The sequence below is a fragment of the Candidatus Avelusimicrobium stercoris genome (assembly GCF_002437085.1).
Taxonomy (GTDB): Bacteria; Elusimicrobiota; Elusimicrobia; order Elusimicrobiales; family Elusimicrobiaceae; genus Avelusimicrobium; species Avelusimicrobium stercoris.
In genome coordinates this window covers 67,881-78,847 of sequence record NZ_DJOA01000031.1, presented here as the reverse complement: position 1 = coordinate 78,847, position 10,967 = coordinate 67,881, and the positions used below count along the sequence as shown (strand labels likewise).

Annotated in this window: 12 protein-coding genes; 6 read left to right on the top strand and 6 right to left on the bottom strand. The window is 51.0% G+C overall.

Going from position 1 to position 10,967, the window contains the following annotated elements:
* Positions 1-507 precede the first annotated feature (507 nt).
* From B2118_RS05045 to B2118_RS05030, 4 genes are read left to right on the top strand one after another with little or no spacing between them, the layout of a single operon-like run.
* Complete coding sequence (locus tag B2118_RS05045; RefSeq protein ID WP_428053770.1) at positions 508-1,212, top strand: biotin--[acetyl-CoA-carboxylase] ligase; 705 nt, start codon at positions 508-510, stop codon at positions 1,210-1,212.
* Positions 1,209-1,427 (top strand): OadG family protein, encoded by a 219-nt coding sequence (locus B2118_RS05040; protein ID WP_428053768.1) that lies wholly within the window; start codon positions 1,209-1,211, stop codon positions 1,425-1,427. The genes B2118_RS05045 and B2118_RS05040 overlap by 4 nt, the downstream gene beginning before the upstream one ends.
* Before the next feature lie 15 nt (positions 1,428-1,442).
* On the top strand, positions 1,443-3,236 hold the full coding sequence (locus B2118_RS05035) for a biotin/lipoyl-containing protein (protein ID WP_428053766.1): 1,794 nt from the start codon (positions 1,443-1,445) through the stop codon (positions 3,234-3,236).
* A gap of 11 nt (positions 3,237-3,247) precedes the next feature.
* Positions 3,248-4,414 carry a sodium ion-translocating decarboxylase subunit beta gene (locus B2118_RS05030; RefSeq protein WP_177748581.1) on the top strand — a complete coding sequence of 389 codons (1,167 nt, stop codon included), beginning with the start codon at positions 3,248-3,250 and terminating at the stop codon, positions 4,412-4,414.
* A gap of 64 nt (positions 4,415-4,478) precedes the next feature.
* On the opposite strand, the gene B2118_RS05025 is transcribed toward B2118_RS05030, so the two are convergent.
* The 5 genes from B2118_RS05025 to B2118_RS05005 are packed head-to-tail and all read right to left on the bottom strand — an operon-like array spanning position 4,479 to position 8,661.
* Entirely contained in the window at positions 4,479-5,549 is a 1,071-nt protein-coding gene (locus B2118_RS05025) for a glycosyltransferase family 9 protein (RefSeq protein ID WP_428053764.1), read from the bottom strand.
* Positions 5,546-6,193, bottom strand: coding sequence for an endonuclease III (nth, locus tag B2118_RS05020; RefSeq protein WP_428053762.1), 648 nt, complete (start codon positions 6,191-6,193; stop codon positions 5,546-5,548). Before nth ends, B2118_RS05025 begins: the two co-directional genes overlap by 4 nt.
* Positions 6,183-6,998 (bottom strand): metal ABC transporter permease, encoded by an 816-nt coding sequence (locus B2118_RS05015; RefSeq protein WP_428053760.1) that lies wholly within the window; start codon positions 6,996-6,998, stop codon positions 6,183-6,185. Before B2118_RS05015 ends, nth begins: the two co-directional genes overlap by 11 nt.
* Complete coding sequence (locus B2118_RS05010; protein ID WP_428053758.1) at positions 6,998-7,786, bottom strand: metal ABC transporter ATP-binding protein; 789 nt, start codon at positions 7,784-7,786, stop codon at positions 6,998-7,000. The genes B2118_RS05015 and B2118_RS05010 overlap by 1 nt, the downstream gene beginning before the upstream one ends.
* Positions 7,774-8,661 (bottom strand): metal ABC transporter solute-binding protein, Zn/Mn family, encoded by an 888-nt coding sequence (locus B2118_RS05005; RefSeq protein ID WP_428053756.1) that lies wholly within the window; start codon positions 8,659-8,661, stop codon positions 7,774-7,776. The genes B2118_RS05010 and B2118_RS05005 overlap by 13 nt, the downstream gene beginning before the upstream one ends.
* 94 nt (positions 8,662-8,755) lie before the next feature.
* Here B2118_RS05005 and B2118_RS05000 point away from each other — a divergent pair, with 94 nt between their 5' ends.
* The gene (locus B2118_RS05000; protein ID WP_428053753.1) at positions 8,756-9,658 is read left to right on the top strand and encodes a DMT family transporter; all 903 of its coding nucleotides are present in this window, start codon (positions 8,756-8,758) and stop codon (positions 9,656-9,658) included.
* Positions 9,659-9,701: 43 nt separating this feature from the next.
* On the opposite strand, the gene B2118_RS04995 is transcribed toward B2118_RS05000, so the two are convergent.
* Positions 9,702-9,971, bottom strand: a complete 270-nt coding sequence (locus B2118_RS04995) for a hypothetical protein (protein WP_428053751.1) — start codon at positions 9,969-9,971, stop codon at positions 9,702-9,704.
* A 120-nt stretch (positions 9,972-10,091) separates the two neighbouring features.
* Between B2118_RS04995 and B2118_RS04990 the strand changes: the two genes are divergently transcribed.
* Entirely contained in the window at positions 10,092-10,967 is an 876-nt protein-coding gene (locus B2118_RS04990; protein ID WP_428053749.1) for a DUF4912 domain-containing protein, read from the top strand.

Genomic DNA, 10,967 nt, shown 5'->3' with positions numbered 1-10,967 from the left:
AAAAACGAAACAACCCCTTTATGAACAACAGCCAAAAAGACAACGACAAAAAAACAAAAAGTAGATCCTGAAACAAGTTCAGGATGACCTCTTTTTTATGAAGTCGTCATTCCCGAGGGTCGTAGTCGGGAATCTGTCTTTGCTGTTTTTGTTCTCCACCGAAACGACAGTTCCCCAACTAAACCACTCGGGGGATGACAGCACGCTGCGCGCCGTACCCTGCGGGTGGCAAATTTTTCGTGCCCTTTTGATTTATTGGGCACCATTCTTTTTGTAAGGTTGCAACCAACGAAACGAGAACAATAAATACAACAAGGCCGTTATGAAATAAAAGTCATCCTGAATTTAGTTCAGGATCTACCGATTGTGCCGTTAGTCGTTGTCGTCATCCTAGAACGCCGTAGTCCAGAATCTGTTTTTTTTCATAAAGGGTCTTCTTGGATTAGCACTCAGTAAATTATAAACTTCCGTCCCGCTTTTCCCCTCGTAAATTTGTTACAATTAGGTATGGCGCAAATTATCCATTTTGACGAAATTGATTCCACCAATACCTATTTAAAAAATAATTGCCCGCAACTGGCGGACGGAACCGTCGTTTGCGCCGACAGGCAAACCGCCGGGCGGGGCCGCTTTGACCGCAAATGGATTTCCCAAGACGGCGGGCTGTATTTCTCCGTATTGGTAAAACCTCAAAAAACCGATTTTTTACCTAATTTTACACAACTAATGGCGGTATGCGTTTGCACCGCCGCAGAACAACTGGGAGCCAAGGCGTGGCTCAAATGGCCCAACGACGTCCTAGCCGAAGGGAAAAAACTCTGCGGCATTTTAAGTGAAGCCGTGGTAACCGCTTCGGGCATTTCGGGGGTGGTTATCGGCGTAGGGGTAAACATCGCGCAGGAAAATTTAGCGCACGTCGGCCAGCCCGCCATTTCCTTAAAGGAACTCGGCATAAACATTACCAAACAAGATTTTTTACAAAAAGTATTAACGCTTTTTTGGCGGGATTACCCCGACGTAGCGCAAAGAGGCTTTGCCGTAATCCGCCAAGCCTACGAAGAACGATTTCCGTACATTGGTAAACAAATATCCGTTAAAAACGGCGCAGCGCCCGTCAGCGGAACGGTAAAAGGTGTGTCCCCCCGCGGAACGCTCCTTTTAAACACCGCCCAAGGCCCGGAAGAAATATATATAGGAGACCTTATTGTATGAGTGCAGACAACCTGTTGATGCAATCCGTCAATATTACCGTAATTGGTATGTTGATTGTATTTGTGTTTCTCACCCTGCTGGTCGGCATTGTTAAAATGCTGGGCTGGTTGGTGCAAAAAATGGAAAAGTATTTTCCGCAAACCGCAGCCGCTGCGGCCGATAATGTTTTAATCGCTGTGGCCATTGCCGCCGCAAAGAGATTTCAAACTAAATAATTTAGGGGACTTATTATGAAAAAAGTAAACTTTATGCTCACCGCGTTCCGCGACGGTTTTCAGTCCGTCTATGGGGCGCGCGTACTGACCAAGGACTTCTTGCCCGCGGTGGAAGCCGCCAAGCACGCCGGCATTAACCATATGGAATTCGGCGGCGGGGCGCGCTTTCAGGCGTTGTTCTTTTATTGCAACGAAAACGCCTTTGATATGATGGACTCCTTCCGCAAAGTGGCCGGGCCGGACGCCAACCTGCAAACCCTCGCCCGCGGCGTAAACGTAGTAGGTTTGGAAAGCCAATCCTCCGACGTGATTAACGCCCACGCCAAATTGTTCAAAAAACACGGAACCACCACCATCCGCAACTTTGATGCGTTAAACGATGTAAACAACCTCATTTATTCCGGTAAATGTATTCACAACGCAGGCCTTAAACACGAAGTTACCGTAACGATGATGTCCTTGGCTCCGGGTTGGGACCACACGGGCAAAATCCACACCGAAGAATTTTACGAAAAAATCCTCCGCCAAATTTTGGATTCCGGCGTTCCGTTTGACTCCGTCTGCTTCAAAGACGCTTCCGGTACGTCCACCCCGGCGACCGTCGGCAAAACGATTGCTATGGCCCGCAAACTCCTGCCCCAAGGCACCAAAATTGCGTTCCACACGCACGAAACGGCGGGCAACGCCATTGCCTGCTGCTTGGAAGCCATCCACGCAGGTGCGGACCAGTTGGACCTCTCTATGCAGCCCGTCTCCGGCGGCACCTGCCAGCCCGATATTTTGACGATGTGGCACGCCTTGCGCGGCACCGATTACACCTTGGACATTGACCCGCAAAAAATCCGCGAGGCCGAAAATGTGTTCCAAGATTGTATGAGCAAATACTTCTTGCCGCCCGAAGCCACCAAGGTCAACCCGATTATCCCGTTCTCCCCGCTGCCCGGCGGCGCGTTGACGGCCAATACCCAAATGATGCGCGACAACGGCACCTTTGACAAATTCCCCGAAGTGGTAAAAGCGATGGGCGAATGCGTAAAGTTGGGCGGTTTCGGCACGTCCGTTACCCCCGTTTCCCAGTTCTACTTCCAACAGGCTTACAGCAACGTAATGTTCGGCCCCTGGAAGAAGATTACCCCCGGCTACGGCAAAATGGTTTTGGGCTACTTCGGCAAAACCCCGGTAGAACCCGATCCGGCCGTAGTAAAGGAAGCCAGCGAACAGTTAGGCTTGCAGCCCACCACCAAAACGCCGCTTGAAATCAACGACGCGGACCCCAAGAAAGGGTTAAAGGTGGCGGAAGCCAAACTGAGAGAAGCGGGCTTGCCTGTTACGGAAGAAAACGCCTTTATCGTGGCCACCTGCGCCGACAAAGGCATTATGTATTTGAAGGGCGAAGCCAAAGTGAACGGTATCCGCTGGGCCAAAGACGTAAAGCCCGCCGCCGCCAAAGAAGACGGTGCGGTAAAGGTAACCGTAAACGGTCAAGCCTACGAAGTCGTCTTTGACGGCAACGACGCCGTAGTAAACGGCAAACGCTATGCTGTATCCACCGCCGCCTCGGACGCCAAGGCTCCCGAAAAAGCCGCTTCTACCGGTGCGGGTGCGGAAGTGAAATCTCCGCTTCCGGGCGCGGTATTGCGCTTGTCCGTAAAAGACGGCGACCGCGTGAGCGAAGGCCAAGAAATCTTGGTGCTGGAAGCAATGAAGATGGAAACCCCGGTTTCCGCTCCGGCCTCCGGCGTCATCCACTTGGCTGTAAAACAAGGCGACCAGGTGCAGACCGGCCACAAATTGGCCGATATTAAATAAGAGGCTACCCTATGGATATCTTGCAAGCATTAAACCAAATCTGGCAAACCACGGGGATTTACGCTATCTCCTGGCAGCAACTGACGATGATTGCCGTCTGCTGCTTCCTGCTGTGGCTGGGGATTAAAAAGCAGTTTGAACCGCTTTTGCTCGTCCCGATTGCCTTCGGCGGTCTGTTGGCCAATATTCCTATGCCCCCCGGCGAAGCCATCGCCGGGCCTGCTGGGTTCTTGGGTATTGTGTTCAACTTCGGTATTAATTCTGGGCTCTTCCCGCTGTTTATCTTTATGGCGGTAGGCGCAATGACGGACTTCGGCCCGTTAATTGCTAACCCGAAAATGGCCCTCTTGGGCGGGGCGGCGCAGTTTGGTATCTTCGCCACGCTTATCGGCGCGGTGGCGTTAAGTTACATCCACATTGGCGACAGCCAACTCTTCGCCTTTGGCCTTAAAGAAGCGGCCTCTATCGGTATTATCGGCGGGGCGGACGGCCCGACGTCTATTTACCTTACCACGCGCTTGGCGCCCGATTTGCTGGGTGCTATTGCCGTGGCGGCGTATTCGTATATGGCGTTAGTGCCGATTATCCAGCCGCCCATTATGAAACTGCTCACCACCAAGGAAGAACGCACGATTCGTATGGAACAGTTGCGCCCAGTGTCTAAACGGGAAAAAATCCTGTTCCCGCTCGTAATTCTTTTGATGTGCGCGCTGTTGTTGCCCTCGGCCGCTCCGCTTATCGGCGCGTTGACCTTCGGCAACTTGGTAAAGGAATCCGGCGTAGCGGAACGCTTATCCAAGACCCTGCAAAACGAATTTTGCAACATCGTTACCATTTTGCTGGGCTTGTCCGTAGGCTCCAAACTGCAATCGGATAAATTCCTGACCACGGAAACCTTGGGTATTTTGGTGTTGGGTATTATCGCCTTCTCCGTAGCCACGGCTTCGGGCGTATTGTTGGCGAAACTGATGAACTGTTTCAGCAAAACCAAAATCAACCCGCTTATCGGTTCCGCCGGCGTTTCCGCCGTGCCGATGGCGGCGCGTGTTTCCAACAAAGTCGGTTTGGAATACGATAAAACCAATTACCTGCTGATGCACGCAATGGGCCCGAACGTGGCTGGCGTAATCGGCAGTGCGGTAGCGGCAGGCGTGCTCCTGGCGTTACTGGGCAAATAAGTTTTCAGGCACACAGAAAAGGCCCCGGGCGAAAACCCGGGGCTTTTTATATATGGGCGACAAATTATTTTAATTTCTCTTGCAAGGCCTGTGCAAGCAACGGCACGGGCATTTCGTGTTGTTCGCTCTCGCATAGCACCATTTTTACGGAAGCCTCCAAGGGACGCCAAATGGCAATATTGCCTTTATAGGGGAACTCTTCTTTTCCCCGGTAAACGGCCACCGTTGGAATATGCAGAGCGCAAGCCAAATGCACCCAAAAGGTATCGGGCGTAAGAAGCACGCTTGCCTGTTGGGCCAGTGCAGCAGCCTCAAAAACACCCGCCGTAAAGACAAGCATACGGGGTAAAAGAGCACGTCCGTTTAACCATTTTCTTAGTTTAGACTCTTGCCCAAGTAAAACAAAAGTATCCTTTGGGAAAGCTGCGGCCAAGCCAAAAATCTGCTCCGCTGAAAAAGAGCGGTGGCGGCTGGCCGCCAGCGGATTTACTACAATCAGGCGCCCCCCCCCCCGCAAGGTAGATAAAAATCGTTGTGCCGCCGCTTTCGCCGTTTCCGGCACCTGAATTTCATACGACGTATCCAACCCGCCCTGATAACCCAAATAGCGCAAACACGCCTCATACCGCGCCGTAATATGGCAGGAAGACAAATCCAAGGGTTGCATCAGGTTATAAAGCGGATACTTTTTCCGGTTAAAGCCAAAGGCCCAGCGCGGTTGTAAAAATTTTAAAAAGGTAAGTGAAGCAAGCGTCGGTTTTTCGTCCAAATCCAAATACAAATCGTATTGCTTGCCCCGCAATTTTAGCCCGCACGACATTAGCGAGACGAATCCTTCCGTCGCAAAATAAAGGGTAGATACCGCCGGATTATTCCGCAAGATAAGCGCGTTGCTTTTACCCGCCACTACATCTATATCAGCCGTTGGGAACAACACTTTCAGCCCGCGCAACAAAACGGACGACACCAACGCATCGCCCAATTTATTATCGTTGCGCAAGAGCAAAATTTTATGCACCTTTTGCGGGTGATATGCGTCAGAACGAGGAGCACAGCCCAATAATTTAGCCGCCCATTTACCCTTTTGCTCCCTCAGATAATTATTCTTACGGTTGTTCCACTCTCTAAACGTCATACGGAAATTTTTACTCCTTTTTGGGGGCATAAGTGCGCCAAGGCGCACTGGGAGCAAAGCGGTTTGCGGGCGTTGCACACTTGGCGGCCGTGCAGAATAAGCGCAATCGCCAGCCACCCCCAATATTCATACGGAATAATTTTGGTTAAATCTTTTTCCACCTTTACGGGGTCCGTCTGCTTGGTAAGCCCCAAGCGGAAAGCCAAGCGTTTAACGTGCGTATCCACCACTATTCCCGCGGGCTTTTTAAAGTAATCGCCTAACATTACGTTGGCCGTTTTGCGCGCCACTCCGCGCAAGGAAAGCAAATCGTCCATATTTTGAGGCACTTCTCCGCCAAAAACTTCGCAAATGCGTTTGGAACTTTCAATTAAAGACAAGGCCTTGCTGTGGTAAAACCCGGCGGAGTGGATAATTTCTTCCACCTCTTTTAAGTCCGCCGCGGCCAAGTCCCGTACGGTTGGATATTTTTTAAACAAATGCGGTGTGATTTGGTTCACCCGTGCATCCGTGCATTGGGCCGACAAAATAACCGCGCAAAGCAACTGCCACGCGTTGCCGTGATGAAGCGGGATAACGTGCTCGGGGTACAATTTTTTAAGGGCCGCCAACAGCGCCGCCACGTCCGTTTTTTTAGCGGGCATCGCTTACCCCCGTTTTGGCATAAATATAACAACCCGCCAAAATCAGCAAGTTTACCAAAATAATCGTAGCCCCAGAGGGGATATTAAACAAAAAGGATAAATACACCCCCGTCCACACACTCGCCACGCCAAAGCAGGCCGCACACCATAACACCTGTTTAAAGGTATGGGAAATCAGCAAGGCGGACACGGGCGGAATAATCAGCATAGCCGAAATGAGGAAAATCCCCACTACCTTAAAGGCCAATACCACCGCCACCGAGGTAATCACCACTAGGGCCGTATTGATAAGGCGCACGGGCACGCCGCGCGTACGGGCGAAGGGTTCGTCAAAGCAGGCGGAAGTCAAATCGCGGTAAAAGAACCGCAGTCCGCACAGCACAACGGCCAGCAAAAGCCCGCATAAAAGGGCTTCATCCCAAGATACCGTTAAAATACTGCCAAACAAATAGCCCAATAAATCGGTATTAAACCCGCCCGCAAGGGCCGTAATCAACAAACCGACAGACAGCCCCGCCGCGCTGACAATGCCGATAGCCGCATCGCCGTAAATCTTAAATTTTTGGGTAATCTTCATAATCCCCAAGGACGACAGCACCACCACCGGCACCGACATATACACCGGGTTCGTGGCGGTCAGCAGGGCCACAGCCACGCCCGTCAAACAAACGTGGCTCATCCCGTCGCCGATTAAAGACAAGCGTTTTAATACCAAAAATACGCCGATAAGCGCGCAAGCCGCCGCCACCAAACTGCCCGCCAACAAGCCGCGCTGAACAAACCCATAGGTTAAAAATCCGCTCATCATTTTTTTACCTCCCCGCACGCGCACCCCAGCGGGCAATGCCCGTGGTTGTGCAAGTGGTCTATGGTGTGCTGGGCAAAGGGTCCAATCTTTTCGGCCACCGCGCGGGAGTGGCAGAACTCCTCTTTGGTACCGTAAAACACCAAGGTTTTATCCACATACATAAATTTGGAAATATATTTGCCCACCTCGCCGGTATCGTGCGTAATCAGCAAAATGGTTACACCGTGCTTGCCGTTTAATTCGCCCAGCAAATCAAAAAATTTCTCGCGGGACGAAGCGTCCAAGGCGGTGGACGGCTCGTCCAAAATCAGCAGTTCCGGGTTGCTTACTAGCGCCCGAGCCAGCAAAACGCGCTGTTGCTGGCCGATAGACAAATCGCCGAAAATCCGCCCGGCATATTCGCGCGTGTGCGTTTTTTGCATAGCGGTATAGACTTCCTTTAATTCGCCGACGGATACGCCGCTGCCGCGGTGGTTGGACAGACCCATTAGCACTACTTCTTCGGCTGAAATCGGAAAACGGCTCTGCGCCACGGGGCTTTTTTGCGCCAAATAGCCAATTTTATGCCAATCCTTAAACGCATTAATCGGCGTACCGAAGAGTTTTATATTGCCCTCGCCCTTTTCAAGCCCGAGCAAAAGTTTGAGCAGCGTAGTTTTCCCCCCGCCGTTAGGACCAATCAGCCCCACATAATCCCCCGCGTTAATGGTAAAGGACACCTTGTCCAGCACTGGCACACGCACATACGCAAAGCGTAAATCCTTGGCTTCTATCACGCTTGGCATTTAAGCCCCCTTTGCAAATTTTCCAAATTGCGTTTCATAAAATCAATATAAGTAATATGATTATCAAAATCCTGCTTGGATATACTTTCCACCGTGTAGAGCGGCAAAATCTGCGCGCCCGTTTCCCCGGCCACGGTTTGCGCCAAGCGCGGGGAGAGCGTTTCCTCGGTAAAAATGGTTTCAATATGATGTTTTTTAATCAAATCTACCACACCCGCCAGCCTTCGCACCGAGTGCTCCCCGTCGTGCGACGTGCCCGCCAAGGCGGTTAAAGTAAGGCCATATTTTTTAGCAAGCCGTTCAAAGGCCAAGTGCCCGATATGCACCACCTCGCGCCCTTGGCAAGCGGACAACCCCTTTTTATAAGATTCGTCCAAAGCAATTAATTGTTCGTTAAACTTGGCTAAATTTTGCGCCAAGGTTTCCGCCTGTTCCGGCAACTGCGCGGCGAGTGCGCCTTCTATTGTTTGCGCCATTACGCGTACATTGTCAAAATCCATCCAAATATGCGGGTCCACACTTGCGGGCAAAGCGGCAGCGGCCTTTACCACTTGGGTATTTTTTCCGGCCCCGGTGGCAATGTCTTTGGCCCACGGTTCAAAAGTATCCGAAATATACACAAACACATCCGCCTGTCGCACCGCCACCAGCGCGCCGGGCGTAGGTTCAAAGGAGTGCGGCTCGGCATTAGGCGGTAGTAACATAGCGATATCCGCCAAGTCCCCCGCCAATTGCCGCGTGAGCGTATAGGCCACATAGCCGGACGTTACCACAGCAAGTTTCCCGTCGGATTTTTTATCCGCGGGTTTCGGCAGCCAAAAGCACAGCCCGGCCACCACCAGTACAAACAAAACGATTATTCCAAGTTTTTTCATCTTACTTTCCTATATACATATATTATACGAATTCCGGCACAAAGGCGGACGGCGCGCCGGAATTTACTATAATGTAAAAAAGGAGGAGTATCTTATGAGTTATGTATTGGCGTTGTGTTTGGCCCTGTGTTGGGGCACCGCTTTTTTAGCGACTAAAAACTTTGTAGAAGTATTGCCGCCCTACTGGGGGACCTTCTTCCGGGTGTTGGCGGGGTTGTTGTTTTTCATCGTGCTGTATGGTATCCAGCGCAAGAATTTGAAATGCCCCATTCAGCAACTGTGGCGCCCGTGGACGATTGGGCTATTGCTTATTTTACTGCCGTTTGCGGCTATTTCTTGGGGCCAGCGCTTCGTCGCGCCGACGATTGGCGGTATTTTTAACGGTACCGTACCGATATGGTCCTTTATCGCCGGGGCTATTTTGTTAAAAGGCGAAGACCGCTTTACCTGGCGCAGAGCCATCGGCGTTACGATTGGGATGCTGGGATTACTCGTTATTATGCGCCCGATGATTGCCGCCGCGCAGTTGGATGCAAGCCCCTTGGCTCTTTATGGCTGCATCGCCTTTTTGATTATGGCTTGGTCGTACAGTTTAGGTAACGTACTCACCAAAAAAATTATGGTGGACAGCAACGCAATGACAATGGAAGCCAACACCTTCCACCAGTATCTCTTTGCAGCGGTGGTGCTGTTAATCGTATGCTTTTTTGTGGAACCCGTTCCCCCGGCCGCGGCCTTTACAACAAAAGTGGTTTTATCCATTATCAGCGCGGGTGTGTTTTCCTCCGCCGTGGCGTTCTTGTTAATGGTCGCCTTGATTAAACGCTGGGGGGCTACACGTATGGCCTCGGTAACGTATTTCACCCCGGTAGTGGCAATGGCCAGCGATATGATTGCCTTCGGCCGTATGCCCTCGGGGGCGGAAATCGGCGGGCTGTGCTTGATTTTTGTCAGTTTGATTTTAATCCAAAAGAAAGTAGAACCCGAAGCCAAATAAGTTTTAGTGTAAAAAAGTCGCCGGCTATAAACCGGCGGCTTTTTTATTTATTCATTTCCTTAAAAGCGTCCAAACTGGAACTGTGCACCTCGGTCGGCACGCAAATATTGCCGACAAGCCGCCCGTTGCATTTAGGCGCATTGGCCGAGGCTTGGCCTTTTTGTTTTTTAGCGGGCGCTACGCTTTGCAAACCGGGCGCGTTTAATACCTTTTGCGTTTGGCGGGCATACTGTTTAAGCACCGCCGCCGTCAGCACGGCTACGATAACCACTGCCAAGAGTAAACCGATTATTCCCATCCCTTTTTTATTCATAAAAACTCCTTTTTTGCTATTGTAGCAAAAACTTTCAGAAAAGCCCCTTTTTCTATTGATAAATGCTACAATAAAATGGGGGAGAAAATCTCTACAAATAATCAGGGTGAGGTATTTATTATGACGCAGAACTTATCTTCGTCTGCCTTGGTCAAACCTTTGGCCAAAGACATACACGCCGAAGCGGATATTCCGTCCGGCTACGGCAAAACGGAAAGTTTTTTACTTCCCAAGGACCCGGCTTGGATGTTCCTGTTTTGGGAAATCACCCCAAACACGTTAGACTATCTTAAAAGCCAATACGGGGAAGAAACCTTAAAAGCCGCCCGCACCGTTATCCGCTTGCACGATGTTACCGGGGTGGAATTTTTTGACGGGAAAAACTCCGTTCAATATTACGATATGCCCGTCATCTTTGAGGCGCGCAGTTGGTACATCAACGCCCCGCAGTCCGGCCGCACTTACTTGGCCGATTTGGGCTACGTTACCGCCGACGGTAAATTTATTTTGGTTTCCCGCAGCAATTCTACGCCTGTGCCGCCCGGCAAAGTGTCCGATATTATTGACGACAAATGGATGGTGGTGGAAGGCGATTTCCAAAAACTCTTAAAACTCTCCGGCGCGGATTACATCGGCTTGGGAGCCAGCGAACTGATGCACGTCATCGGCCAACGCTGGAAACTGACGGAACTGACGCCCTCCGGCGCGGCCAAGTCTTCGTGGTCCTCGTTTGCCCTGCACTTGGATAAAGTACAGCCTGAGGATGAAGACATTTGGCTCAATGCCGACTGCGAAATTATCATTTACGGTTCCGCCTCCAAAAATGCCATTGTGTCTATCAATGGAAAAGATATTGAACTGAAAGAAGGCAAATTCTCCATCCGCCAGCACTTGCCGGCGGGCAGCGTAGTGGATTTGCCCATTAAAGCGCGCAACGCCAAAGGCGACAAGACGCGCCAAATCAACATAAAAGCCCTGCGCGAACAAGGAAAATAA